24 protein-coding genes are annotated in these 26,830 nt (G+C 36.6%); 1 reads left to right on the top strand and 23 read right to left on the bottom strand.

What is annotated here, in order from left to right:
• The 15 genes from KH286_RS01020 to KH286_RS00950 all read right to left on the bottom strand — a co-directional run bounded on the left by KH286_RS01020 (position 1) and on the right by KH286_RS00950 (position 15,981).
• Positions 1 to 1,182 carry a murein hydrolase activator EnvC family protein gene (locus KH286_RS01020; RefSeq protein ID WP_004693169.1) on the bottom strand — a complete coding sequence of 394 codons (1,182 nt, stop codon included), beginning with the start codon at positions 1,180 to 1,182 and terminating at the stop codon, positions 1 to 3.
• A 5-nt stretch (positions 1,183 to 1,187) separates the two neighbouring features.
• A complete protein-coding gene (gene ftsX / locus KH286_RS01015; RefSeq protein WP_004693167.1) occupies positions 1,188 to 2,075 on the bottom strand; it encodes a permease-like cell division protein FtsX in 888 nt (295 codons plus the stop codon).
• Positions 2,065 to 2,751 (bottom strand): cell division ATP-binding protein FtsE, encoded by a 687-nt coding sequence (gene ftsE / locus KH286_RS01010; protein WP_004693165.1) that lies wholly within the window; start codon positions 2,749 to 2,751, stop codon positions 2,065 to 2,067. Before ftsE ends, ftsX begins: the two co-directional genes overlap by 11 nt.
• Positions 2,752 to 2,765: 14 nt before the next feature.
• Positions 2,766 to 3,698 carry a transketolase family protein gene (locus KH286_RS01005; RefSeq protein WP_004697368.1) on the bottom strand — a complete coding sequence of 311 codons (933 nt, stop codon included), beginning with the start codon at positions 3,696 to 3,698 and terminating at the stop codon, positions 2,766 to 2,768.
• Complete coding sequence (locus tag KH286_RS01000) at positions 3,698 to 4,534, bottom strand: transketolase (protein WP_012864276.1); 837 nt, start codon at positions 4,532 to 4,534, stop codon at positions 3,698 to 3,700. The genes KH286_RS01005 and KH286_RS01000 overlap by 1 nt, the downstream gene beginning before the upstream one ends.
• Before the next feature lie 33 nt (positions 4,535 to 4,567).
• Positions 4,568 to 5,668 (bottom strand): polysaccharide pyruvyl transferase CsaB, encoded by a 1,101-nt coding sequence (gene csaB, locus KH286_RS00995; protein ID WP_004693157.1) that lies wholly within the window; start codon positions 5,666 to 5,668, stop codon positions 4,568 to 4,570.
• A complete protein-coding gene (locus KH286_RS00990; RefSeq protein ID WP_120054738.1) occupies positions 5,661 to 7,703 on the bottom strand; it encodes a DUF5693 family protein in 2,043 nt (680 codons plus the stop codon). The genes csaB and KH286_RS00990 overlap by 8 nt, the downstream gene beginning before the upstream one ends.
• 12 nt (positions 7,704 to 7,715) lie before the next feature.
• On the bottom strand, positions 7,716 to 8,411 hold the full coding sequence (locus KH286_RS00985; protein ID WP_004697145.1) for an LmeA family phospholipid-binding protein: 696 nt from the start codon (positions 8,409 to 8,411) through the stop codon (positions 7,716 to 7,718).
• Between the two features lie 8 nt (positions 8,412 to 8,419).
• A protein-coding gene (gene prfB, locus KH286_RS00980; protein WP_206669385.1) for a peptide chain release factor 2 occupies positions 8,420 to 9,527 on the bottom strand; the annotation gives its coding sequence in 2 pieces (ribosomal slippage) (positions 8,420 to 9,469 and positions 9,471 to 9,527; 1,107 coding nt in all).
• Positions 9,528 to 9,647: 120 nt separating this feature from the next.
• Complete coding sequence (gene secA, locus KH286_RS00975) at positions 9,648 to 12,083, bottom strand: preprotein translocase subunit SecA (protein WP_004693148.1); 2,436 nt, start codon at positions 12,081 to 12,083, stop codon at positions 9,648 to 9,650.
• A gap of 218 nt (positions 12,084 to 12,301) precedes the next feature.
• Complete coding sequence (hpf, locus tag KH286_RS00970) at positions 12,302 to 12,829, bottom strand: ribosome hibernation-promoting factor, HPF/YfiA family (RefSeq protein ID WP_008600782.1); 528 nt, start codon at positions 12,827 to 12,829, stop codon at positions 12,302 to 12,304.
• Positions 12,830 to 13,070: 241 nt separating this feature from the next.
• Positions 13,071 to 13,268: a cold shock domain-containing protein gene (locus tag KH286_RS00965; protein WP_004693056.1), complete on the bottom strand. Its 198-nt coding sequence runs from the start codon at positions 13,266 to 13,268 to the stop codon at positions 13,071 to 13,073.
• Positions 13,269 to 13,784: 516 nt separating this feature from the next.
• On the bottom strand, positions 13,785 to 14,510 hold the full coding sequence (locus KH286_RS00960; RefSeq protein ID WP_012864269.1) for an amino acid ABC transporter ATP-binding protein: 726 nt from the start codon (positions 14,508 to 14,510) through the stop codon (positions 13,785 to 13,787).
• Positions 14,507 to 15,163: an amino acid ABC transporter permease gene (locus KH286_RS00955; RefSeq protein ID WP_004693053.1), complete on the bottom strand. Its 657-nt coding sequence runs from the start codon at positions 15,161 to 15,163 to the stop codon at positions 14,507 to 14,509. The genes KH286_RS00960 and KH286_RS00955 overlap by 4 nt, the downstream gene beginning before the upstream one ends.
• 11 nt (positions 15,164 to 15,174) lie before the next feature.
• Positions 15,175 to 15,981: a basic amino acid ABC transporter substrate-binding protein gene (locus tag KH286_RS00950; RefSeq protein WP_058948486.1), complete on the bottom strand. Its 807-nt coding sequence runs from the start codon at positions 15,979 to 15,981 to the stop codon at positions 15,175 to 15,177.
• A 902-nt stretch (positions 15,982 to 16,883) separates the two neighbouring features.
• On the opposite strand from KH286_RS00950, the gene KH286_RS00945 reads away from it, so the two are divergent.
• The gene (locus KH286_RS00945; RefSeq protein WP_004693025.1) at positions 16,884 to 17,486 is read left to right on the top strand and encodes an HD-GYP domain-containing protein; all 603 of its coding nucleotides are present in this window, start codon (positions 16,884 to 16,886) and stop codon (positions 17,484 to 17,486) included.
• Positions 17,487 to 17,527: 41 nt separating this feature from the next.
• On the opposite strand, the gene KH286_RS00940 is transcribed toward KH286_RS00945, so the two are convergent.
• Genes KH286_RS00940 through infB form a run of 8 tightly spaced genes read right to left on the bottom strand, consistent with a single transcriptional unit; the run spans position 17,528 to position 26,819 of the window.
• The gene (locus KH286_RS00940) at positions 17,528 to 18,223 is read right to left on the bottom strand and encodes a ComF family protein (protein ID WP_058948485.1); all 696 of its coding nucleotides are present in this window, start codon (positions 18,221 to 18,223) and stop codon (positions 17,528 to 17,530) included.
• Positions 18,223 to 20,376: an SF1B family DNA helicase RecD2 gene (locus KH286_RS00935; protein WP_278617523.1), complete on the bottom strand. Its 2,154-nt coding sequence runs from the start codon at positions 20,374 to 20,376 to the stop codon at positions 18,223 to 18,225. Before KH286_RS00935 ends, KH286_RS00940 begins: the two co-directional genes overlap by 1 nt.
• Positions 20,376 to 21,140, bottom strand: coding sequence for a shikimate kinase (locus tag KH286_RS00930; protein ID WP_004693019.1), 765 nt, complete (start codon positions 21,138 to 21,140; stop codon positions 20,376 to 20,378). The genes KH286_RS00935 and KH286_RS00930 overlap by 1 nt, the downstream gene beginning before the upstream one ends.
• 12 nt (positions 21,141 to 21,152) lie before the next feature.
• Positions 21,153 to 22,085, bottom strand: a complete 933-nt coding sequence (locus KH286_RS00925) for a bifunctional riboflavin kinase/FAD synthetase (protein WP_004693017.1) — start codon at positions 22,083 to 22,085, stop codon at positions 21,153 to 21,155.
• A gap of 2 nt (positions 22,086 to 22,087) precedes the next feature.
• Entirely contained in the window at positions 22,088 to 23,029 is a 942-nt protein-coding gene (locus KH286_RS00920; RefSeq protein WP_004693015.1) for a tRNA pseudouridine synthase B, read from the bottom strand.
• 2 nt (positions 23,030 to 23,031) lie between these two features.
• Entirely contained in the window at positions 23,032 to 23,973 is a 942-nt protein-coding gene (locus KH286_RS00915; protein WP_004693013.1) for a DHH family phosphoesterase, read from the bottom strand.
• Between the two features lie 17 nt (positions 23,974 to 23,990).
• Positions 23,991 to 24,347, bottom strand: coding sequence for a 30S ribosome-binding factor RbfA (rbfA, locus tag KH286_RS00910; RefSeq protein WP_004693011.1), 357 nt, complete (start codon positions 24,345 to 24,347; stop codon positions 23,991 to 23,993).
• A 9-nt stretch (positions 24,348 to 24,356) separates the two neighbouring features.
• Positions 24,357 to 26,819: a translation initiation factor IF-2 gene (gene infB, locus KH286_RS00905; protein ID WP_004693008.1), complete on the bottom strand. Its 2,463-nt coding sequence runs from the start codon at positions 26,817 to 26,819 to the stop codon at positions 24,357 to 24,359.
• Positions 26,820 to 26,830 lie beyond the last annotated feature (11 nt).

The raw sequence follows: 26,830 nt of genomic DNA, 5'->3' as shown, positions 1-26,830 counted from the left end.
TTATAAATATCCCATAGGATCCACAGGATCCCCACTTATACGAACTTCAAAATGTACATGTGGCCCTGTACTATTACCTGTGCTACCAGCATAGGCAATAACTTGACCCTTACCTACATCTTGCCCTTCAGAGACAGCAAGTTCAGAATTATGTCCATAAAGAGTAGACATGCCATTACCATGATCGATAACTACGGCATAACCATAGCCACCCATCCAACCCGACCAAGCAACAGTACCACCATCTGCAGCATGAACAGGTGTACCTTCATCAACACCAATATCAATGCCAGAATGATAAATTGTAGTGCCCCAAATCGGATGTGTACGATAGCCATATGGAGAGGTAATTTCACCACTTACAGGCCACCCAAGTTGACCAGACCCTTGTACCCAAGAGTAAGTTGGTGAAGATTGTTGAGCCGCTGCTGCAGCACGAGCAGCGGCACGCTCTGCTTGACGTGCTTTCAATAACGCTGTAATCTGTGCAGAAGATGCATTTAATTCTTCTACTGCTTGCATTGCTGTAGCACGATCATTTTGAGCCTTTTGAAGAACTACCTCACGTTCTTTCTTCTTTTGCTCTATTTCAGCTCGTTTTGCCGCAGCTGCTTTTTCAAGCTCAACTAGTTTTGCGCGAGACTGTTCTAGTGCTTGCTTTCGAGCCGCTATTTCAGCGCGCTCTTTTTTGATTTCCTCAATTAATTTAATATCAGAATCAATAATTCGTTTTAAAATTTCTAAACGATTAGCAAAGTCTGTAAAATCTTTAGATCCAATAACTACATCTAAGTAACTTAAACGACCATTAATATAAATATCACGTACACGCTTATAAAATACGGCTTCTCGCCCTTCTAGTCGCTTTTGTGCTTCAGCAAGTAATTTTTCATTCACTGTAATATCATTTTCAACAGCTATACGTTGTTGTTGAATAGAATCCAATTGTTGCTGAGCCTGACGTAATTGTTCTTCGATTTGACGTAACTGTTCGGATACACTGACTATTACAGTTTCAGCATCTGCCTTTTTAGCATTTTGTTGATTAACTTGTTGTTGAATTGAATCAAGTTGATTTGTTAAATCTTCGTCCTCTGCAACGATGTATAATGGTGTTCCCAATACCACTATACCAGTCAAAATTGCCGCTACGAAGCGAGATTTAAATATACTATTATTCATAAACATTACACCTTCATGTATTGTTTCAAAGAAATAGTACTACCAATAGCACCTACTACTATGCCGCCACCTAAGATATAAAGGGCTACATCATAGAAGAATGGGAACATTGGTACTAAAGGGAAGAATGCTAATGATTCAGAAACTTCCATTGTGATGAAGTGATAAAATTCACCAACGCAAAGAACGGCAATGATAGCACCAATTAAGCCTAACAACATGCCTTCAATCAAAAATGGCCAACGAATAAATCCATTAGTAGCACCTACATATTTCATGATTGCAATTTCTTTACGACGTGCGAATACAGTCAACCGAATTGTATTTGAAATGATGAATAGTGTTGCAGCTGCTAGGAAAGCAATCAATACAATCCCACCAATACGAATTACTTGCGTAATGCGGAAAAGCTCTTCTACAATATCTTGACCATAGTGTGTACTTTCTACGCCTTGGAATGTCGTAGCTAATTTTGCAGTTGCTTTTACATCGCTAGGATTATCAAAGGTTAACACATATGAGTTAGGCAACGGATTTACATCACCTAAAGCATTCACCAATTGTTGCTGATCACCAAGGCGTTCTTTGAACTCCTTCATAGCTTGCTCTTTATTAACAAATTCTAAATGCTTTAAGTTAGGTATAGCCTTAATTTGCTTTCCTACTGCCATAATTTGATCAGTTGTTAAGCCATCCTTTAAGTAAATACTTAACTGTACTTGATTTTCTAGACTGGATGCCATGTTATTCAAATTAATGACACCACAAAGGAATACACCGAGCATAAATAAGGATAAAGCCACTGTAGAAATGGACGCTAATGTCATAAGTCCATTACGTTTCATAGACTTCAGTGCTTCTTTAAAATAGTATTTTATCGTTCTAGGCTTCATTAATTTCTGCACCTCTCATATTATCACTTTGAACACGGCCGTCTTTTAAACGAATAACGCGTTTATTCAAGTATGAAACAAGATCCATATTATGGGTAACCATAATAACGGTAGTGCCGAAATTGTTAATATGCTTAAACAATTCAACAATATCCTTACTAGTATCAGGATCAAGGTTACCAGTAGGTTCATCAGCAATTAATACTGTTGGGCGATTAACAATTGCACGCGCAATAGCAACACGTTGTTGTTCCCCGCCAGAAAGATCCTCTGGTAAATCATTAGCCTTCTCAGATAAACCAACAAGGTCTAATACATGACTCACCTTTTCTTTAATAATTTTTGGTTTTTCTTCAATAACTTCAAGAGCAAAAGCAATATTCTCTGCTACCGTTTTATTAGGCAATAATCGGAAGTCTTGGAATACAACGCCAAGCTTTCTCCGCAATTTAGGAATTTTACTGCGCTTCATACGCGTAACATCAAAGTCATCAACAATGACAGTACCAGCATCTGGCACTACCTCATGTGTTAATAACTTAAATAATGTTGATTTCCCTGCACCACTGTGACCACAAACGAGAACAAATTCACCATCGTTAATGGTTAAACACACATCGTCTAATGCAACAGAACCATTATCATAGACTTTACTAACATTCTTAAATTCAATCATGGGATCCCCTTTGATTATTTACGAGCGATTACACGTTTTACGGCTTCTACAATATCATTGGCAGTTAAGCCATACTTTGCCATTAGTTCTTTTGGTGTTCCACTCTCCCCAAATGTATCTTGGACACCAACGAATTCCATAGGTACAGGCTTATTAGATACTACTACTTCAGATACAGCAGAACCGAGGCCACCAATAATATTATGTTCTTCAGCTGTAACGATAGCACCAGTTTCCGCAGCGGCTTTTATAATTGCTTCAGCATCAATAGGTTTAATAGATGCCATATTAATAACACGTGCAGATATATTAGATTCAGATAAAGTTTTAGATGCCTCTACAGCAGGTCCAACTAATGCACCACAAGCAATAATTGTAACATCAGAACCATCTACCAAAATAGTAGATTTACCTGGCACAAATGAGTAGCCTTCTGTTGTTACATCATCTACACCAGCACGCCCCAAACGAACGTATACTGGGCCGTTATAAGATGCAGCCCATTCGATAACAGCCTCTGTTTCACGCTCATCAGCAGGCACCACTACAGTCATATTTGGCAATGTACGCATACAGGAAATATCCTCTAAACTTTGGTGCGTTGCACCATCCTCACCAACAGTAATGCCCGCATGTGTAGCACATACTTTCACGTTTAATTTAGGATAGCATACAGCATTGCGAATTTGTTCAAATGCACGTCCTGTAGCAAACATGGAGAAAGATGATACAAATGGAATCTTACCTGCCGCTGCAAGTCCAGCACCAACAGAAATCAAGTTTTGCTCTGCAATACCTACGTTAAAGAAACGTTCCGGGCACACAGCTTTAAATGTATCTGTTTTAGTAGATTTGGATAAATCCGCATCTAGTACGATAATATTAGTATTCTCTTTACCAATGCGAGCTAGCGCATTACCATATGCTTCACGTGTTGCTTTACCCATTATTGCACCCCCATAATTTCATTAACAAAGGCTACACCTTGCTCTTCACTTGGTGCTTTACCATGCCAGCCTGCTTGACCTTCCATCTCTTCAACGCCTTTACCCTTTACAGTATGCATGATAATACATGTTGGGCCTTCTGTGAAAGCTTTCGCAGTTTCAATAGCATTATGAAGCTCATCAAGGTCATGACCATTAACTTCAATAACATTCCAATTGAAAGCTTTGAACTTTTCTGGAATTGGTAATGGAGAAAGAACTTTAGTAATATCACCATCAATTTGAAGACCGTTAAAATCGACAAAAGCTGTCAAATTATTCAGTTTATAAAAGCCAGCAAACATTGCAGCTTCCCACACTTGACCTTCTTCAAGCTCACCATCACCAAGAATAGAGTATACACGGTAATCTGCATTATCAATTTTGCCTGCCAATGCCATACCACAAGCCGCAGAAATGCCTTGTCCTAAAGAACCTGTAGACATATCTACACCTGGTGTGTGTTTCATATCAGGATGGCCTTGTAACATATGATTAATTTTACGTAAGTTCAAGAGTTCTTCTTTAGGGAAATAACCTTTTTCAGCCAATGTAGCGTATAGTGCAGGCGCTGCATGACCTTTAGAAAGGACAAAACGATCTCTATTAGGAGCTTTTGGATTTGCTGGATCTACATTCATCTCAACATAGTACAACAAGGCCATCACATCGGCGATAGATAATGAACCACCTGGGTGACCGGATTTCGCTGCCGTTACAGACTGTACAATACCAACGCGAATAGCTTTTGCCTTCTCTTGAACTAATTGTTTAACATCTTGTGTTAATGTAGCCATAGAGACCTCACTTTCTGGATAAAATCCAATATATTAATAATCTTTAAGTAATGAAATAGCAATTTCTGCATTGCGTTGGGAATCTACACGCAATGATTCAATGCGGTCATAAGATGCTTGATACTCCTCACGAGAATTCAACAATTTATGACACCATTGATATAAGGCTTCTTCACGCAAATGAGTCATTGTGCCAATAGGCTCTTGACCAATCATATGTAAAAAGCTTGTAATTTTAGGATCATAGGAAATACCAATAACTGGTTTTCCCATTAAAGAACTAAAAACTAAAGCGTGAAGACGTATACCAATCATGAGGTCCACATTTCCAGATAATGACACTTGTTGCTCTGTAGAGAACGGACCTTCTAGCACAATAGCGCCATTCGGCATATAGCTGGCAATGATCTTAGCCTCTTTTGTATCCTCAGGATGTGACATAGGAATAAAGATAATTTCCACATTATCTTGTTCTTGTAATCTGCTCAATACATTAGCTAAGGATTCTCTATACTCAGTATCCTCTTTCCAACTACGAACCGCTACACCAATTCGTTTACGTTGTTCATCTGCTTCAGATATTTTAGAAATATATCCTTTCAGAATATGAGAGCCAATTGAAAGATCTGCTGGTTGCATGGCCAATACCGCATCTGCAGTAACTTCTACATCTTCAATTCCCAAAGAAACTAGTTCATCCTTTGAAATAGAATCTCTAACTGTAATAGTATCTACAAAACGCAATACAAATCCAACGGCACGACGTGTTGATGAACGATTTAAAGGACCAATACCTTGGGAGTATAGCATTACTTTTTTCCCAAGCAACTTTGCTAACGCCATAATACTTAAGTAATAGTAAGTATTGCGAATACTAGTAGCATCTTGTAATAAACTACCACCACCACTAATAACAAGATCCGAATGAGCAATTGCTTTTAAGATACCCAATGCAGAGAATGTACCTACAGCATTAATATTATGCTTTTTACTAGTCTCTTTAGGATTACCAGAAATTACAGTAATATGTGCATCAGCCTCTTCTTTACGAATAGCATCGATAATAGCACAAAGCATGGCCTCATCACCAGCATTACCAAAGCCATAATAACCAGAGATAACAATATTACTCATGGTCAACCTCCCTAGCTTGGAACCATTGTGTTACGTACATCATAAACCGTACTGCGATGATAAGAAGCACTCCAAAAAGGGCGCCAATTAACAAACCATCATAACCACGCATGATGGACATGAACACTGGCGTTCTAAGATGACAGAAGGTTTCAACCATCGAAGCAATGCCAATAACACCAGCTAGAGTTAACAAGAAATGAATTACTGTAGGCCACTTACGCATGAACGCAAAGGTAGCTAGCATTAAAGCAGGATGACCAATAATGAACTCTTTTTCACGCGGTCTCGCATACATTGTATTTTCAAGAAAACGACGTAGCATAAGTTCAAAGCCTGGTACAGGAACACCTGCAGTGTGTCCACTACGGCCAACAAATACCCATACTGCACCACCAAGTGCTGCTATTATAAAGAATACATATAATTTAACATCCATAGTTAAGAATTCCACTACAAATGTTTTCGCTTCTTCTTTGGAATTAATCATGCGGCCGTTCCACAATGGGAATCGTTGAAGGTACGCAATAATAACTAAAATAATTGGCAGAACAAAGGTCAACTTAACACCTCTAAAGAGAGCAAACTCCATAAAGAATTTCGTATTGCCCAATAAAGATGCGATATACATTCCGCCAATAGCAGCAAATAATGCAGCAATTACAAGATATAATAAGGCAAGAATCGTAGACTTAATGGCACCTAATGGACGTGCACCATCATAACGGCGCCACTCTTCCATCAAGCGTATCATAGCACCTACAGGAGCCATAATAGCACTAGATAGAGCCCATATTTGAGTAATTAAGGTACCACTTGTAAGAATAAATACAACAATGGATGCCAAAGAAATTCCAAAAAAGGCCACAAGTTGCGTATGCTTAGACATTGGTAACATCATTTGTAGAACATATACAAAAAGTGCTATAGCCCCGATCATTGTAATAACTACTAATAATGGATTTGGTGTATAAGCAGGATAAATATCCGCTGGACCAAATTCATAACCTTTTACAGCCAATTTCTCTGTAGCTATGTTAATATAGTTGATTGTAGTCTGTAATACAGTTTCATTATTTATACCTGTTTCATACATCGGAAACAAGTTAAAACGAATATTTCGCTCTATATCACTAATGTAAAAGCGTTGTGCCGCTTCTTCAGGGGTAATTTTCTTTAACTCCTCTTTAGCGATAGTATACACACGACCTACACTATAATTATTTTTGGCCGCCATTTCCAAGAAACCTTGTTGTGGCTCATACTGCAACTGATTTACAGCTTCGATACCAACTAGTGGAATATGGTTTTTATTTAGTAATGCTAATGTTTCATCCGTTAAATTAGGTGCACCTAGAGCTTCTTTACCAGCAAAAATCATCCCTGTTACATGAGGAATGCCTTCAAGTCGTTTAAATACATATTGAATATCTTCAGATGTTACGTTTCTATAGTTTGTTGGACGAACGATAACATTGAAACCACGATCTACAACCTCTTGTGCTTGCAACTTTGAAATACCAAGATTCATCTTTGCATAGCTATCTGCTGTTGCACCATACAATTCAAGAACAGGACCAATACTTGTATTAAGCTCTTTCACCTTGTCCTTGCCAATACGGTGGTATAAATCCTCTCGAATTTCTTTATAATAACCTTCTTTACCTGAAATTAATGCCACATAAGTCGCCCCAGGTTTAATCGCAGCGCCATTAACACGAACAGAGTCCATCTCTTCAGAGCTTAATACTTTAACTTGGCCCGCATCTTTTGCTTTTTCTAACGTGCGATCATAAATAGCAAAAGCAGTCACACCAGCATTACGTAATGCATCAAAAGCTTCTTGTTGACTACGCTTTTCAAAGGCGCTGGCTCGTAAAACTGCATCATAGTCTACAATATTTTCAATATGATTTTGAGATTTCTCAATCTGATGGCGTTCAAATACTAAGTATAAGGAAGATAAAAGACCTATAATAATACAAAGTATAAGAATCCATGAGTACTTACTTTTTTGTGCGTTCCGATGATTCACGACAAATCCTTTCTAGTTGAGTACAGGTTTAACTTTAATGAGAATTTCACCATTATCAACAGTTAAACTTTCCGCTTTTACAGGAATTGGAAAATTGTTAAAGTCATAAATTTGAGTACTTTCTAACACATTAGATGTCATACCAGGAATTGTAGCACCATTTATGGTGAACTTTTTAGGTGAAAACAATAATGTATTGCCCTTTAACTCTAAATTCCCATCTAATTTAACATCCCCTTTAAACACCATGCCTACATTCATTTTACCGGTTAGGCTGATATTATCTTTACTAATGTCAACTTGTACGTCTTGAATATCACTACCTGCTTCATTACTTAAGAAAGTCCCTAAATCAGCTTTATTAATAGTCCCATCAATACTAGCATTCCCAACACTAACGATATCAATTTGTTGACTAGCTAATAAAGAAATTGGATTAACAAAAATTTGTTTAGCATCAAATCGGAAGCTAGCAAAATTCAATTTACCCAGTTTAATATTCTCCAAAGTGCCATAAACACGATCCACCTCACCATATAAAATTTTGAAAGCAGGTTGAGCCTCAACATTTACTGTTTGAGCCGTTGGTTTCAATGTTTCATTTAATTGACTTTCAATACGAGAGCCAATAAAAGATGGTAATAAAAATTGGGATGCCACTACAAGAGCAATAATTAGCACTAATAGGAATAGTAAAAACTTTTTCATAGTATCTCCTAAATTGTTAAGTTAGCCTCTTTTTTTAAGAAACCTTCGATAAATGGGTCTAAGTTGCCATCCATAACAGCTTGAACATTACCAGTTTCTACACTAGTACGATGATCCTTAACAAGATTATATGGATGGAATACATAGGAACGAATTTGACTCCCCCACTCAATTGCTTGGTAGGTACCTCCAATCTGTTCTTTAAGTTCAGCTTGCTTTTCGAGCTCTAACTCAAATAGTTTCGCCCGTAACAAACGTAAAGCTTGTTCTCTATTCTGCATTTGAGAACGTTGTGTTTGGCATTGTACTACAATACCTGTTGGCTTATGGGTCATACGAACAGCAGAATCGGTTTTATTAATATGCTGACCACCAGCGCCACTAGCACGATATGTATCAACTTGAACGTCTTTCATATCGATATTAATTTCTACAGTATCATCGATTTCAGGCATTACATCGACAGCAGCAAATGATGTATGACGTCGAGCCGCGGCATCAAATGGTGAAATACGAACGAGACGATGCACACCTTTCTCAGACTTCAAGTAACCAAAGGCATTTTCACCTTTAACAAGGAATGTAGCAGATTTTATCCCTGCTTCATCACCAGGTTGTTCATCCATTAACTCGATGGAGAAGCCAGATTTTTCAGCCCAGCGCAAGTACATGCGAATTAACATAGAACACCAATCTTGTGCCTCCGTCCCACCAGCACCAGCATGAAATGTTAAAATAGCATTATTTGCATCATATTCACCACTTAACAATAAAAGTACTTCTTGCTTTTCCAAGGTTTCTTCTATTTGCTTAACATATTCCTTGATTTCACTCTCCATGGAGAGGTCATCTTCATCTATAGCCATTTCAAGCATCATATTAGCATCTTCAATATCACTAACAAGTTGCTTATAGCTTTCTACAGCATTTTTTAGTTGTGTGGCCTCTTGAGAAATCTCACGAGCTTTATCTGGATTATCCCAAAATGTAGGATCACTCATCTGTACATCAAGTGTAAATATTCGGTCTTCCTTCTGAGCGATGTTAAAGTGAATCCCTCATCCCATAAATACGTTCTTCTAGATTAGAAATAATCGGTTTTAAATCTTCTAACAATTTATGTTCACCACCTTTAGTTAATTAGCCTATTACATCAATAAACTATTACCTTAACAAAATAGAAAAATGGCCGTTGCCCAGTGGAAATCCCTTTGAGCAACGTGCCATTCACAAATCTTAATCTATGTTTTGTGGCTCCAACACATCTTCATGATGGGATTGTGCACCTTCTAAGTGATCAACTGGTTCTTCGATTTCTTGAATCAATTGTGCACGAATTTTATATAATGCCATGATTGTCTCATCTTGAATAGCTGCAATCATGTTTTGGAACATATCGAAAGCTTCAAACTTATATTCTACCAACGGATTCTTTTGACCATATGCACGGAGGCCAATACCTTCTCGTAGCATATCCATATTATCCAAATGTTCCATCCATTTATTATCAACAACGCGCAACATAATCGCCTTTTCAAGTTGACTAAACATAGCCTCTCCAAGCATATCAACGCGATCTTGATACTCTTCATGAGCAATTTCTAATAAGCGTTCTAATAAGTCTTGACGACTATATTCTTCCATATCTTGAGAAGACATAATCTCCTCTGTTAAGAAATATTGACTTAAATGTTTATAGAGACCTTCATAATCCCATTCTTCTGGATAGAGCTTTTCATCAGCATAAGCATCTACAGATTCGGTAACAAGCTTGTCAATCATTTCATTAATTGTTTCACGCAAGGATTCGTTACGTAAAATACGACGTCGTTGTTCGTATAATACTTCACGTTGTTGATTCATAACATCATCATACTCGAGTACATATTTACGAATGTTATAGTTATGATCCTCTACTTTCTTTTGAGCACGTTCAATAGATTTAGTAATCAAAGAATGCTCGATAGGTTCATCCTCTTCCATACCAAGTTTATCCATGATACCTGTAATATTGTCAGCACCAAAGATACGCATTAAGTCATCTTCTAATGATAAGAAGAATTGAGAAGAACCAGGATCCCCTTGACGACCAGCACGGCCACGTAATTGATTATCGATACGTCGGCTTTCATGGCGTTCTGTCCCCAAAATTGCTAAACCACCTAGTTCTGGCACACCTTCTCCAAGAGTAATATCTGTACCGCGACCAGCCATATTAGTAGCGATTGTTACCATTCCCATTTGTCCAGCAGCTGCAACGATTTCTGCTTCTTGTTCATGATGTTTAGCATTCAATACTTTATGAGGTACACCTGCACGCAACAACATGTCTGAAAGTTCTTCAGACTGTGTAATAGATGTAGTACCAATCAGAATAGGTTGCCCTATTTGGTGGCGTTCTACTGCATTTCGTACTACAGCACGATATTTAGCAGCTTTAGTTTTAAAAATTTGATCAGGCAAATCCATCCGGATTAAAGGCTTATTTGGTGGAATTGGTATAACCTCTAATCCATAAATATCAATAAATTCTTTTTCCTCTGTTTTAGCAGTACCTGTCATGCCTGATAATTTATCATACATACGGAAATAGTTCTGGAATGTAACAGATGCTAAGGTTTGGCTTTCGCGTTCAACTTTCAAACCTTCTTTAGCCTCAATAGCCTGATGCAAACCATCAGAGTAACGGCGTCCAAACATCAAACGGCCCGTAAATTCATCGACGATAACAACTTCACCATCTTTAACCACATAGTCTGTATCACGATGCATCATAGCATAGGCACGCAAAGAAGCACCAAGCAAATGATTCAACTCGATATTTTCTGCATCATATAGGTTTTCAACACCAAGCATTTTTTCAACCTTTGCGATACCAGAATCTGTAGGGGCAATAGTTTTTTGTTTTTCATCGATAACATAGTCTTCATCTTTTATAAGGTGAGGAACAATTTTAGCCAATTTATAATAATTATCAGTGGAACGTTGACCAGGGCCTGAGATAATTAATGGTGTTCTTGCTTCATCAATAAGAATGGAGTCTACTTCATCCACAATGGCATAATTCAATGGTCGTTGTACCATTTGAACAACATCGGTTACCATGTTATCGCGTAAATAGTCAAAACCAAACTCATTATTTGTACCATATGTAATATCACACGCATAGGCTTCTTTACGTTGATTAAAGTCAAGATTAGCCACAATAAGACCCGTGGAAAGTCCTAAGAAATTATATAAACGTCCCATTTGCTCGCTATCACGAGTCGCCAAATAATCATTTACTGTTACAACGTGTACACCCTTACCGGTCAATGCATTCAAATATACGGGCAATGTAGCTACTAATGTTTTACCTTCACCAGTACGCATCTCCGCGATATTACCATTATGAAGGCAAATGCCCCCCATTAACTGTACATCGAAATGACGCATGCCTAAAACGCGTTTAGATGCTTCACGAACTACAGCGAATGCTTCTGGCAATAGGTCGTCTAACGTTTCCCCTTTTTGCAAACGACGTTTAAACTCATCAGTTTTTGCCACTAAGTTAGCATCACTTAATTTAATATAATTAGGTTCAATTTCATTAATATGATCTGCAATAGCACGCATTTTTTTAATTTCTTTTGCGTTATTATTGCCTAATAGCCTTTGTAAAAAGCTTAACAAACAAATCACTCCTCTACGGGACATCTTACATTATTTTATCTAACTTATTATAACGAAAAAGCCTTGAATAGTCAAAGAATTCAAGGCATTTCAAGATTATTTATAATATTATTTTGGCAAAAAAGGTGGATGACTATTTTAAGTCATCCACCTTAATATAATAATCGGCTGATTTAAAGTAGAAAGGAGTTAGGATTAAGTTCAGCCGACATTATATATTATTGAAGTTCTGGCTCGATCAAACCATAGAAACCATCATGTCTACGATATACAACGTTCATCGATTCAGTTTCAGCATTGAAGAACATAAAGAAATCATGACCAATAAGATTCATTTGTAAAATCGCTTCTTCAACATCCATAGGACGCACAACAAAATGTTTGCGTTTTACAACTTCAATAGTTTCTTCTTCCACAGGAGTTGCCAAAGCTTCAGGATGGAAAGCTTCTTGTTTTTTGAAACGTTTAGCCAAACGAGTTTTATACTTATGGATTTGGCGAACAATTTTATCCACTACTAAATCAATAGCTGCGTACATATCATCGTTGGTTTCCACACCACGAAGAACGATTTTATCAACAAAGCATGTAAGTTCAATTGTAGATTTATCTTTTACAACGGATAAAACCGCTTGTGCATTTAACTCATCATCGAAGTAACGAGTCAATTTACTCAATCTTTTTTCGATATATGCTCTTAAGGCATCTGTCACTTCAATGTTTTTTCCTCTAATTGCTACTTTCATAAGTCAACACCCTTTCTAAAAATCATCCACGAGATGCGAGTGTGTGGTATTATATAACCTTATCTCTCGTGTTATATTTAGTATTTCTACATCCAACTGTAAAACTCCTTCTTTTTTATGTAAAAATTTTATATTTTTTGTAGAATTATGTATAAAATGTATATAGAAAATCCAAAAACCCCGATAGTATATACTATCGGGGTCCAATTATATATTGTTTTATAATTTTTTTGGTATGTAGTTACGCTTTAACAACGTTAGCGGCTTGAGGTCCACGGTTTCCATCAACAATCTCAAATTCTACATTTTGACCTTCAGTCAAAGATTTGAAACCTTCGTCTTGGATTGCAGAGTAGTGTACAAATACATCGCTACCGTCTTCACGTTCAATAAAACCATAACCTTTTTCTGCGCTGAACCATTTTACTTTACCTAACATGGTAACATCCTCCTAAAAATATATATATTGTCTTGCTGTCTTGCTCTATATGTGTATCATAACACAGCATGTATAAAATATCAAACAACAATATTTACATTTTTAATGAATATACAAACACCAGAAACAAGAATATCATTTGCTGTAAATCTTAACAATCCCTATATCTATACATGTTATAAATAATTATATACGCCCTATAAATTAATTGTATATTTTTATAATCATAAAAATATGTGAATTAAAAATTATTATTTTTAAAAATGACTGTATAAATTATTGTTATATCACAAATATTTATAGCAATAATCGTGTTTTTCAGATTAATCTACCCTGTAAAGCTTTATACAAACTCTTTATAATTAATAAATTCAGTCTAAAAGTTATCAAATATATTAATAGATATTAAGCTATACATATATAATAAAAATTAATATAAATTGATAGGTTAAATTTAATGTAAAAAAACAGGAAGCAATTTCTAATTCTAGAATTTGCTTCCTATAATTATATTATTTAATCTAACAAAATTTTATCTAAGAATGATTTTGTTCTTTCATTGGTAGGTGCATCAAATACGCGTTCAGGTGTATTATCTTCTAAAATCAAGCCACCATCAACAAATAACACTCTATCCGCTACCTTTTTCGCAAAGCCCATTTCATGAGTAACGATGACCATCGTCATACCTTCCTCAGCTAAAGACTTCATAACATCTAGCACTTCACTAACCATTTCAGGATCAAGAGCTGAAGTAGGTTCATCAAAAAGCATTACTTTTGGTTTCATAGCTAAAGCGCGAGCAATAGCAACACGCTGCTTTTGACCGCCTGACAAAGAATCAGGGTATGCATTGGCTTTATCCGCCAAGCCTACTCGATCAAGTAAAGCTTGACCTATCTTCTTAGCCTCTTCCATAGATGTTTTACGAACCTTAGTTTGAGCTAAGGTAAGGTTTTCCATAACCGTCATATGCGGGAACAAATTAAAGTTTTGGAATACCATTCCTACTTCAGCACGAACGTCATTTAACTTTTTCTTATCAGAAAGATCCATGCCATCTACGATAACCTTACCAGATGTAGGTTCCTCTAAATAGTTCATAGTGCGCAGTACCGTACTTTTACCAGAACCAGAAGGGCCGATGATTACAACTACTTGACCTTGTTCAATATGTAAATTAATACCTTTTAGTACTTCATTTTTACCAAAAGATTTATGTACATTTTCTAATTTAATCATTTAATGCTATATTTCCTTTCAAGATATCCAACTAATTGTGAGATAGTCACTGTCATAATAAGGTAAATCACAGCAACCGTACCCCAGATTTCAAAGGATGCATAGGTTTTAGCAATGATTAATTGACCACGACGTGTCAACTCCTCGAAACCGATAACAGAAACTAAAGAGGAATCTTTCAACATGGCAATAAATTCGTTCCCTAAAGGAGGAATAATTGCTTTAAAAGCTTGAGGCATAATGATGTAACGCATGGTTTGTCCCCAAGTTAAACCAAGAGAACGACCGGCCTCCATTTGACCTTTATCAATAGATTGAATACCAGCACGAAAAATTTCAGATACATAAGCACCAGAGTTAATACTACATGCGGTAACAGCCGCAATATATGGATCAATCCGTTGACCTGTAATCATAGGCAAGGCAAAATAGATTAGGAAAATTTGCACCAGTAATGGTGTACCACGAATGATATCTACATAACATTTTGCAAGCAATCTAACTAATCTAAATTTAGATAAATTTGCTAAAGATACTAAAAGACCGATAAAAAAGCCACAACCTACAGACATGGCTGTAATTTCTACAGTCACTAAAGCACCTTGTAACAAGAGCGGTAAATTATCCGCAATTAACCCCCAATTAAAACTCATAATCTCTCCTATTATTTAAATTCTAAAACTACTGGCATATCAGCAGGTGCATCTACATTAAACCATTTTTTATATAATGTATTAAATTCACCATCAGCCTTCATATCAGCAATTGCTTTATTGATTTCTTCTTGCAATGCTTTGTTATCCTTATTAATTGCTAAGCCCAAATATTCTTTAGTATTTGGATATGCCATAAATTTAATATGTTGGTCAGGATGCTTAGTACTGTAATATTGAGCTACAGGTAAATCGATTACAGTTGCATCTACTCCACCATTCTGTAATTCTAACAAAGCTTCATTACTATGGTCAAATTCTTTTACAGTAGTACCTTCAATTTTATGAGCTAAATCTGCACCAGTAGTACCTAATTGGGCTGCAATTTTTTTACCCTTTAAGTCATCAAGAGAATTCATAGCCGTTCCATCTTTATATACTACTGCTAAGGCATTTTCATAATAAGGAGAAGAAAATAATACTTTTTCACTTCTCGCTTTTGTAATAGTCATACCAGATGCAGCAACATCAATATCATGTGTGTTCAAAGCTGGAATCAAAGCATCAAAAGCTACATTTTTTAGCTCCACATCTTTATTAATACGTTTACCGATCGCACGAATCAATTCAATATCAAAACCTGTATAATCTTGAGTTTTTTCATCTTTAAACTCAAATGGAACAAATGTAGCATTAGTGCCAACGACAAGTTTATTAGATGTAAGTTGATTAGAGGAACCACATCCACCAACTAAAGAAGCCGCCATCACTAACATACAACCGCCAAGAATTATTTTTTTTACTTTGCTATTTAACATATTATCAACCTCATTATTTTAACTTACTACTACTTTATAATAGTATATAGATTCAGTATAATTATGTCAATAATTTTGTATATAATTTTAGATACAATCGCAAAATCGCTATATTTATATTTTAATTTTATACATTGTTTGTATAAATATTACGGTTATGTATAAAAACTTTCCCATAGTTAGTGGTTTTCTATAGATTTTATAATATACAACTGTATAAAAAAAGCACATGAGAAAAGCCTCATGTGCCCCTATACGGCTGACCTGGTCTTTGCCCCCACACTCGCCTGCTGGAAGGTTCGCTCATAAGTCCAAGACTCCCCACTACTACCTCTCTCGATTTTATCGGCAGGACTTACACCTAAGCCGCACCATGCTCACAACCCTTTGGGCTGCTTATGTGGATCGTTTTGCCTGCGACTAGCCTCGACTTTCAACCACAGACCCGTATAGACGTATTATAAAGAATAACAGTATTCATGTCTAGTTTTACTATTATTTTAAAAAATTTTTGATTATATAGTTAAGTAGCCAAACATAATTTTTACCAAACATATTATCGCATAATTCTTAGAACAATGAGAATAAATTTTGCAACCCCTATTTGTTGATGTATAGAAAATTGGAATAGAAAACCTAAAATATTCTTCATAATATTTTAATATTTCTAAAATCACATTTTTTAAGTACCATATCTAGTGGATTCTTAAATTGTCAATTAGTTTTTGTATGCCAAATATGAATACAACATATTTGTAAGAACATACGTATCATACACAAAAAATTATTTATGGTGTATAATTTGTATACTGTTAAATTAGAACGGCCTAAAGTTGTACGATATGAACATAAGTACGAGGGGTTGTACCATATGTTCAGTTTGTTAGTTAGAGGGGTTTATTATGTTTATGTTATCATTGATGCAACCATCAGGTTTGTATGAACTGGAGAAAGACAGTTTAGAAGCCATAAGCGCACAACTTTTACAGATGATACAAATGAAAAGCTATCATCTCTATACACATTCTATTCAGGTTTCAAACTATGCTGTTAGCATCGCAGCTAAAATGGGTTTACCATTAAATGAAATTGAACAGATTCGTCACGCAGCTTTACTTCATGACGTGGGTCTATTAATGGTTCCTAATGCATTAATCCAAAAATCTCCATATCTTAATAAGCAAGAAATGTCTAAGTATAAACAACATGCTGCAAGTGGTGCCAATATGATTGAAAACTATCCTTGCTGCCAACAAATTTTGCCTTATATTCGTTACCATCATGAAAAATGGGATGGCTCTGGTTATCCTAAACATTTACGTGGTGCGAATATTCCATTGGGAGCTCGAATTATTGCTGTAGCAGATTACTATGATACAACAGTTAATCCTTCTACTGAATTTTGGGCGAAAACAAAAGCTAAAGCAAAAGAAGAACTCTTTAGTGCGTCTGGTTCCCTTTTTGATCCAGATGTTGTCAAAGCATTTATTGATGTACTTGGCTAATATGAAATCAAATATTATATTCCTACATTTAGTAATAAAGATTAGAAACTACCACTAGCCAGCGTAAGGGCATCAACGCGTAGCGCTTTATGCTTTTGTAAGACTTTTGCTACAGCTTCAATTGTGGCACCTGTAGTATATATATCATCAACAATTAATATATTCTTATTGGTAAAATCAATATCCTTATAATCAGCACATATAACAAAGGCATCATCAATATTTTGATGTCTTTCTTTATTTGTTAATCCCCACATATCTCGAGAAGTATCAAACTTGTATATACAATCTAACCATTTAAAGTTTTTTCTATCTATTTCCCATAAAGAATGAGCCCATTCAAAAAAGAATAAATCTACTTGATTATATCCTCTCTTAGCTTTTTTCTTTTCGCTAGACGGTACAGGAACAATATAATCATACATAATTTTACAATTACTATTCACAATATTAGACTCATTATATTTCATGTAAAAGTTGTACGATACTAAAAAAGGAGCGGCCCCTTTGGACTGCTCCTTTTTTTCATTAAATTTTACATCGTAAATCATAGACTTTAGACCACCACGATATTCGGCCAACACACATACATCATCTACATAGTGTAAAAATTTATGTGGTACATGACGAATATGTAATAGATCTGTAAAACAAGCTTTACACCAATCCCCTTGTGTTGCCACAGGAGCACCACAGTGAGGGCATACAGGTGGAAATAGGAAATCCCAAAGACTCATTACGAATCACATCTCCCTTGTAGTCGTTCTTTAAACAATGTGTAACGTTCATCGGCATTAACAGTACGCACAGCACGTTCAACTGCGCTCGTAGTACCAACGATGATTACTTTACGCTTTGCCCGTGTAACAGCAGTATACAACAAATTACGTTGTAACATACCACCATAACGTGGAACAAATGGAATAATAACTACACCATACTCACTACCTTGACTCTTATGAACTGTAATAGCATAAGCAGGCATAATCATATGTGCTTCATCGATAGGTAGACGGACCTCTTTATGGATAAATCGGATACAAATATCGGTCCGCGTAATAGCATAGATAACGCCAATTTCGCCATTAAACACTTCTAACTCATAATCATTGAGAATTTGAATAACCTTATCCCCAACGCGATACGTAATACCATTGACACGAACTTCTCTTTTATAGCTGTCTGGAGGGTTTACGGCTTGTTGTACATATTGTGAAATCAATGTACTACCTGCTTCACCACGGCGCATAGGAGAAATAATTTGAATATCTAATTCATCCTCTATCGTCTCTTGTTCACGTTTATATACATCAATGATGGCTTTCATCATCATATCATAAGATTTAACAGGAATAAAAGAAAACTCTTCGCTCACACCTTCCAGGTTAGGCATTTCACCACAGTTAATTGCGTAAGCACTTTCAACGATAGTATTACCAGAGCTTTGACGATAAATCTGATTAAGTCGTGTATAGGGCACACAATCACTATCTAATAAATCTTTTAATACGAACCCAGCACCTATAGGTGGTAATTGATCTACGTCACCCACAATAATGACATGGGCTTCCTTTGGAATAGCAGCCATCAAAGAATAGAATAAACGCACATTAAGCATAGATGCTTCATCGATGATAATAACATCTATATCTAGAGGATCATCTTCATTCTTTGTAAAGTCATAGGAGTCACTACCTTGAACAGGTACCAATAGACGATGAATTGTAGTAGCTTCAAACTCAGTGGCCTCGGTCAGACGCTTTGCAGCACGTCCCGTAGGAGCACAAAGTATAATGCGCCCCAATCCACCGAGTTGGAAACCTTTTACTAGTGCCTTGATGATAGTTGTTTTACCTGTACCAGGACCACCAGTTATAAGAGAAAACTTTTCAAAAAATGAGAGCTGTATAGCTTCTTTTTGAGCATCACCAAAGATAATGTAGTTGTCTCGTTCAAACTTTTCAATAAAACTAGAAATATCTAATGCTATTGGATCAGCTTCTAATAGAAACTCACGAGTATAGTGGACACCTTCCACTTCAGAAACATACATCTCTGGCGGATAGATATATAAGATATCTTCATAATACGTACTATACAGTGCACCTTGTTCCAGCAGGCTTTCAATAAAGTTCGCAATATCATCTACATCAGTTTGTAATAAATCGTCAAGTCGACCGATAAGTTGGTCTACTGGTAAACATGTATGACCTTGATTATCTAGACTACGTAGAATCCATTCTAAACCAGCCTCTAAACGGCGTGTATCACTACCATTAATACCAAGATGCTCTGCTAGTGTATCGGCCGTACCAAAAAGCATATCCGGTGCTACACGTAATAATGTATAAGGATTATCCTCTATAACTGCGACAGACTGCACACCATAATAGGTATATACAATACGACTCCATTTCGATGAAATGTGATGACTTTCAAAAAAATGATTTAAATCAGATAAAATACCTTCGCCAAGTAAGGTATTGAATAGCTCATCCTTAACACTCTTTCGGAGACCTGGAACATCTTTAATCTCTTCTGGACGTTCTTCCCGTAAAATTTCTAAAATACGAATACCGAAATATTCTAGTACCTTCTCTACGGATTTTTCACCAAAACCTTTTATTCCTAGATTCAACAAATAAGTCTTGGCAGCACCCATATTATCAGGTTTTAACTTTTCAACACTGCTCGCATCAAATTGGCGGCCGTACTTTTCATGTTCTACATAGCGGCCCCGTACTTCGATGTCTTCCCCTTCTTTAGGAGACTCAAATTTGCCAGTACAAGTAATGTATTCCTCATTATAATCTTTTAGGATAAACACGCAATATGTACGTTGTGTATTCTCATATATAGTTCGGTATACAAATCCTCGTATGGCGTCCATTATTTCTCCGTATTCGGCAAAGCTTCAATAATTTCTTGCACTGCATCGGTAATACTGCCTTCGTTACCAATTTTAATATGTGCTACTTCTTCATATAAAGGATAACGTTCTTCATATACATTAAAAATATATTCGATACTTTCTTTTACAAGCGGACGAATCTCTAGATCCAAATCATCTAAAATATGATTTACATCGCGGTTAACAAATACAACAAGACCATTATTGCGCATCAATTTAACAGTTTTATCATAGGTAACAGTGCCGCCACCTGTAGCAATGACAGATGGTTTATTGTGAATTAATTCTTTGATTGTACTATATTCATATTCACTGAAAGCATCTTTACCATCGTAAATATAAATATTTTGAACGGATTTACCTACCTTGTCTTGAATCGTTTGGTCTAGATCGAAAAAGTCGCGGCCTAACTCTTTTGCTAGAACCTTACCAACAGTAGTTTTACCTGCGCCAGGCATACCAATGAGAAAAATATGCTTATGCATATGCTCCTTTAAGAACTCATTACTCATAGAAACGACGGTTTTTATATAATTTTCAACATAAGGTGCTAAAACTTTATCTTTACAATTTTGAGTATGTAAAGCAATGATACTTTCATCCCGTTCTTCATCAATAAGTGGTAAGTGATGTTCATCCTTATATTTACCAATTTCTTTAATCAGTGTGAGTCGCTTCTCAAACTCCGTAACTAATACAGAATCAATACTATCTATCTGTTTTCGAGCTTCTTTAATATCCATGAGAACCCCCTTTTATGCATTAGCCAAAATAGCTAGAGCCTGTTCTTCATCTACCTTCATTTGATCGATAAGATCTTGTAAATTATTAAATTTAACTTCCCCTCTAATATAAGAAATGAACTGTACAATTACTTCTTTTCCATATATATCTTGGTCAAAGTTAAAAACGTGTACTTCACATCTATGGTACTGATTTCTAAAGGTTGGATTATCTCCAATATTGCCTACCCCATCATACCAAATACCATCAATACATACACGATTAGCATAGACTCCGTCTGGAGGTGTAGCCATTTCATTAGGAAGTAATAGATTTAATGTAGGAAATCCTAATGTGCGTCCCCGTTGATCACCTTTAATCACAGTTCCTTTAAACTGGAATGGCCTACCTAGCCAATGATTTGCATCCTCCAAATGCCCTTCATGAATAGCTTTTCTAATTTCTGTACTAGAAATAGGTGTACTACTACCATCACAAGGTAATAAAGGCTGTACAAGAACTCGTATATTCTTATCCGCTACCACTTGTTTCATATATTCTGGATTACCAAGCCCCTTTGCACCAAATGTAAAGTTCTCACCGATTACAATAGCTTCCACATTCATATCATTGCAGAGTTCATGTAAGAATTCATCTGCAGTCATTTTTAATAATGCTTCAGTCATAGGTAACCGCAAAATATAGTCAACTTTGAGTTCTTCTAGCACAGTATCCATAATCTCTTCTTGAATCACTCGTTTAGGTACTCGTTCTGGATGTAATATAGTCAATGGATGATGCTCGAAGGTAATGATGATACTAACCCCATCGACTGATATAGCCTCTTCAACAGCCTTATGTATAACTCGTTGATGACCTCGATGAATGCCATCAAAGGTACCAAGGGCATATACTTTTGTATCTTTGATTTGACGTAGTTCATCAAACGAATGTAGTTGCTTCATACTTATCCTTCAATAAAAATATTTTTTTCCACTTTTAATGTGTGGTTGTTTCGTTTCATAATACCAATAAAACCATTCGGTCCATAAGCTCTATAGAGCTGACCTATTTCTGTGAAAGCAAATTCTTTACCAATCGGTAACTGCTTGCCTTCTATCATCATTCTTAATTGTACACTATTTACAGTTACTTTTGAAAGATGAGAAACAGCCGTATCTGTTGGCAACAACAGACTTTCACCATGTAGCATCAATTCTTCGGCCATCTTAGCAGAGCCGATATCAAAAGGGCCTACTTGAGTACGTGCCAAAGAAGTCATAGCGCCAGGAATACCTAAAGCAATACAAATATCGCGTAATAACGAGCGAATATAAGTCCCCCCTGAGCATGTCACACGAACCGTGAAAAAAGGGAATCCATAAGCAATGAGCTCAATATTTTTAATATGAATTTGACGTAATGGTAGCTCTACAGGAATACCTTTACGAGCATATTCATAAGCTCGAATACCATTTACTTTAATGGCAGAATACTTAGACGGCCTTTGGTCCTGAACGCCAGCAAATTTTCTCAAAATACTAACCAATTCTTCAAAGCCTGGTTTAACCATCGTTGTCGAGATTTCTGTAGATTGAATAGCTCGATTCAATACAATACCATCTCGCAATAGCATATCATTATCTGGCAATACAGGTTGTCCTGAGCTATCTTCAGTATCTGTAAAAGTACCCAATTTACATTCTGCTACATAGGTTTTATCAAATTCATCCGTGTATTCTATAAGGCGCGTAGCCTTACCAAGAAACACAGGCAATACACCATAAGCCATAGGATCCAATGTACCGCTATGACCAATGCGCTTTTCCTTTAGAATACGACGACAAATAGCAACGGCATCATGGCTTGTAATGCCAGGTGGTTTTAAAAATGGTAATATCCCATCCATTATTAAATTACCTCAATGAGAGCTTGTTTTGCCTCTTCTAATGGTAGATTAATAGTGCAACCTGCAGCACGAATATGACCACCACCACCAAAATGGCTTGCTACAACGTTCACATCAATACCTTTGGAACGTAAACTTACACGTGTTATATCATCAGCTTCTGCTTTTAATAAAATTGCCACGTCTACAGTATCAACATTTCTAATAATATCTACAAAACCATCTGTATCATCGCCAAGAATAGTCATAGCCTCACGATTCAACTCGATGGTAGCAATCGTATCATTCTTGTAAAACTCGATAGTTTGCATAACTTGTTTTGTTAATTCTAAACGACTGGCAGATACGGCTTCTATGGTTTCAGAAATAACATTTGGTCTAGCCCCTGCAGCTACACATTTGGCAGCCATCTCAAGAGTATTTGCTGTAGTATTGCTAAATTTAAAGAAACCACAATCTGTAGCAATCGCCATATATAATGCAGTACCCATAGATTCAGTGATAGGCCAATTCCATTTTGTACATAAGTCGGTAACAATTTCACCAGTAGCAGCAAAGTCAGGCTTTAAATATAGATGGTCCGCGAATTCTGTATTAGAAATATGGTGATCTATATTAAAAATAGGTGCACTCCAAAGTGCACCTACTTTGCCAATTCGCTCATACGTGCTAGCATCCAAAACCATAAGCATATCAATATCAACTGGATTAGTTTCAAAATACGCTACATCATGAATGTGGTCCGTATATCGTAAGAATGTGTACTTCTCAGGAACTACATCATCCACTACCATATATACAGTTTTACCTTGTCCTACAAGGGCTTCGTAAAAGGCTACCATGGACCCAATAGCATCACCATCAGGTCTAATATGGACGGTTAGCATAATAGAATTAGCTTCACACAGAGCCATATGTAATTGATTAATAGTAATCTTACTCATGTTCTGTATCCTTTTTGTTAATTTATTTCTTCATCCTTTTTGATTTCATTCAAAAGGGATTCAATATGCATGCTATAGTCTAAAGACGTATCCTTATCAAAGGTGATGGAAGGAATATGGCGTAATTTAAGTACTTTACCAAGCTCTGTACGAATATGACCTGCTGCATGCTTTAATGCGATAAGGGTATCTTCTTTTTCCTTATCGGAACCAAACAAGGAGACATAAATCGTAGCTTCACGTAAATCACCTGTTACATGAACATCGGTAATAGTAGTGAAGCCGATACGCGGATCTTTCAATCCGCGCATCAACATTTGACTTACCTCTTGTTTGATAAATTCTTGTAATTTTCTGACACGAACATCACTCATATAAACCTCCTATAATTGAGGTGCAATTTCTTCCATCAAGTAAGCTTCAATAACGTCGCCTTCCTTGATGTCGCGGTATCCTTCTAAGGAGATACCACATTCAAAGGATGTTTTAACTTCCTTAACTTCATCTTTAAATCGACGTAAAGAATCAACCTTACCTTCAAATACAACGATGCCGTCACGAATTAAACGAACTTCAGAGTCGTTAGTAATACGACCTTCTGTTACATAAGAGCCAGCTACAATAGCCTTTGGTGTGGAAATAACCTGACGCACTTCTGCACGACCTACGACAACCTCTTTAAATTGAGGCGCCAACATACCGCGCATAGCAGATTCAACGTCATTGATAGCATCATAAATTACACGATATGTACGCAAGTCAACCTTTTCTTGTTCCGCTGCACGTCGAACATTAGCATCAGGGCGTACATTAAAGCCCATTACAATCGCATTAGATGCAGATGCCAACATGATATCCGATTCATTAATGGCACCTACTGCAGCATGAACAATAACAATACGAACCTCAGGGTTTTTGATGCCTTCTAAAGATTGACGCAATGCTTCTACAGAACCTTGAACATCGGCTTTGATGATAATATTAAGATCCTTCAACTCGCCTTGTTGAATTTGGTTGAAAATATCATCTAATGTAACTTTATGTGTAGCTTGCAATTCTTGAACCCGTTGCTTAGCAATACGTTTTTCAGCAATTGCACGTGCTTCGTTGTCATCCATACCATTTATAATTTCACCGGCTTGTGGAACTTCGGAGAAGCCCAAAATTTCTACCGGCATAGACGGACGAGCAACTTTTACTTTTTCACCGCGCTCATTTGTCATGGCACGTACTTTACCGTATGCAGTACCAGCAAGTACTGTATCACCTACACGAAGAGAACCTTTTTGTACCAAGACAGTACATACAGCACCACGACCTTTATCAAGTTGAGCCTCGATAACTACGCCATATGCCTTACGGTTAGGGTTCGCTTTCAATTCCATAACCTCTGCTACAAGCAAAATATTTTCAAGTAAGTCATCAATACCTTGTTTTTGTTTAGCAGATACAGGAACCATGATGACATCGCCGCCCCATTCTTCTGGTAAAAGACCATGTTCAGACAATTGTTGTTTAACATGGTCTGGGTTAGCACCTGGTTTATCCATTTTGTTGATGGCTACAATAATAGGTACATCTGCAGACTTCGCATGATTAATGGCCTCGATAGTTTGTGGCATTACTCCATCGTCAGCAGCTACTACGAGAACTGCGATATCTGTAGATTTTGCACCACGTAAACGCATAGCAGTAAACGCTTCATGACCAGGTGTGTCAAGGAATGTGATTTTATTATCCTTGTAGCGAACTTGGTACGCACCGATATGTTGAGTGATACCACCAGCTTCGCCAGCTGTTACATTAGTTTGACGAATTACGTCCAACAAAGATGTTTTACCATGGTCAACGTGACCCATAATAGTTACTACAGGAGGACGTGGTTTTAACGTTTCTGGTGCATCTTCAATTTCGATAACATCTGTAGGATCTTCTTCTGGTTCTACTTCAGTTACAGTTACACCGAACTCTTCAGCTACAATAGTAGCTGTATCTACATCAACCTCTTGGTTAATGCTGGCCATAACACCTAAAAGCATCAATTTCTTGATGATTTCAGATACTTCACGACCCATTTTTTCAGCTAATTCTTTAACAGTTAAAGGACCGCTCAATTCAATTTCTGTAGCAATTGCTGCTTCAGCTTTACGTTCAGCTTCTGCTTTTTGCTGTAAGTACTGCTCGTTACGATGTTTTACGCGATTCTTCTTTTTTTGCATAGATGTAGATAACAAGGATTGAGGGCGGTTATTGCCACCTTTTTTATTTTTCTTGTTACGGCGATCATTATTAGAATTGCGGTTATCGTTATTGCGGTTGTCGTTATTACGATTATCGTTGTTGCGATTATCATTATTACGCGCATCATTAGAACGAACGTTATTACGGTTATCATTATTGCGGGTATTATTAGGGCGATTGTTAGCGCGGTCTCCACCATGTTGGTTACCATCGGATTTGCGTGTAGGCTCAGAGATTTGTACATGACGTACATTGCCTTTTTTATGGTCCTTTTGTTTAGATTGATCGTCTTGTTTTTGACCAGATTGTTTATGTTTATCTTTTTTCTGTTCGTTAGAACGATTTGGATGTTGTTTATGTGACGCAACTTCTTGTTTATGAGCTGCAGGAGCAGACTTTTGTTCTACCTTTTTTTCTATTTTTTGTGCTACTTTAGGAGCTTCAGATTTTTTACCTAATTGTTTTTTTACAATTTCATAACCTGAATCATCTACAGAATTAACTGCTTTCGTAACATTGATATTATTTTGTTGCAAGATAGAAATGACCTGCTTACTTTCTACGCCGAACTCTTTGGCGATTTCATGAACGCGCTTTTTGGACATCTACATACCCC

Source organism: Veillonella parvula (assembly GCF_018378075.1).
Taxonomy (GTDB): domain Bacteria; phylum Bacillota; class Negativicutes; order Veillonellales; family Veillonellaceae; genus Veillonella; species Veillonella parvula_K.
This window is presented reverse-complemented; position numbering and strand designations above follow the sequence as displayed.

Bases quoted from the DNA above. Each gene is read 5' to 3' on its own strand.
- KH286_RS01020 (WP_004693169.1), bottom strand. From the start codon at position 1,182: ATGAATAATAGTATATTTAAATCTCGCTTCGTAGCGGCAATTTTGACT.
- ftsX (WP_004693167.1), bottom strand. From the start codon at position 2,075: ATGAAGCCTAGAACGATAAAATACTATTTTAAAGAAGCACTGAAGTCT.
- ftsE (WP_004693165.1), bottom strand. From the start codon at position 2,751: ATGATTGAATTTAAGAATGTTAGTAAAGTCTATGATAATGGTTCTGTT.
- KH286_RS01005 (WP_004697368.1), bottom strand. From the start codon at position 3,698: ATGGGTAAAGCAACACGTGAAGCATATGGTAATGCGCTAGCTCGCATT.
- KH286_RS01000 (WP_012864276.1), bottom strand. From the start codon at position 4,534: ATGGCTACATTAACACAAGATGTTAAACAATTAGTTCAAGAGAAGGCA.
- csaB (WP_004693157.1), bottom strand. From the start codon at position 5,668: ATGAGTAATATTGTTATCTCTGGTTATTATGGCTTTGGTAATGCTGGT.
- KH286_RS00985 (WP_004697145.1), bottom strand. From the start codon at position 8,411: ATGAAAAAGTTTTTACTATTCCTATTAGTGCTAATTATTGCTCTTGTA.
- hpf (WP_008600782.1), bottom strand. From the start codon at position 12,829: ATGAAAGTAGCAATTAGAGGAAAAAACATTGAAGTGACAGATGCCTTA.
- KH286_RS00965 (WP_004693056.1), bottom strand. From the start codon at position 13,268: ATGTTAGGTAAAGTAAAATGGTTCAGCGCAGAAAAAGGTTATGGTTTT.
- KH286_RS00960 (WP_012864269.1), bottom strand. From the start codon at position 14,510: ATGATTAAATTAGAAAATGTACATAAATCTTTTGGTAAAAATGAAGTA.
- KH286_RS00955 (WP_004693053.1), bottom strand. From the start codon at position 15,163: ATGAGTTTTAATTGGGGGTTAATTGCGGATAATTTACCGCTCTTGTTA.
- KH286_RS00950 (WP_058948486.1), bottom strand. From the start codon at position 15,981: ATGTTAAATAGCAAAGTAAAAAAAATAATTCTTGGCGGTTGTATGTTA.
- KH286_RS00945 (WP_004693025.1), top strand. From the start codon at position 16,884: ATGTTTATGTTATCATTGATGCAACCATCAGGTTTGTATGAACTGGAG.
- KH286_RS00940 (WP_058948485.1), bottom strand. From the start codon at position 18,223: ATGAGTCTTTGGGATTTCCTATTTCCACCTGTATGCCCTCACTGTGGT.
- KH286_RS00935 (WP_278617523.1), bottom strand. From the start codon at position 20,376: ATGGACGCCATACGAGGATTTGTATACCGAACTATATATGAGAATACA.
- KH286_RS00930 (WP_004693019.1), bottom strand. From the start codon at position 21,140: ATGGATATTAAAGAAGCTCGAAAACAGATAGATAGTATTGATTCTGTA.
- KH286_RS00925 (WP_004693017.1), bottom strand. From the start codon at position 22,085: ATGAAGCAACTACATTCGTTTGATGAACTACGTCAAATCAAAGATACA.
- KH286_RS00920 (WP_004693015.1), bottom strand. From the start codon at position 23,029: ATGGATGGGATATTACCATTTTTAAAACCACCTGGCATTACAAGCCAT.
- KH286_RS00915 (WP_004693013.1), bottom strand. From the start codon at position 23,973: ATGAGTAAGATTACTATTAATCAATTACATATGGCTCTGTGTGAAGCT.
- rbfA (WP_004693011.1), bottom strand. From the start codon at position 24,347: ATGAGTGATGTTCGTGTCAGAAAATTACAAGAATTTATCAAACAAGAG.
- infB (WP_004693008.1), bottom strand. From the start codon at position 26,819: ATGTCCAAAAAGCGCGTTCATGAAATCGCCAAAGAGTTCGGCGTAGAA.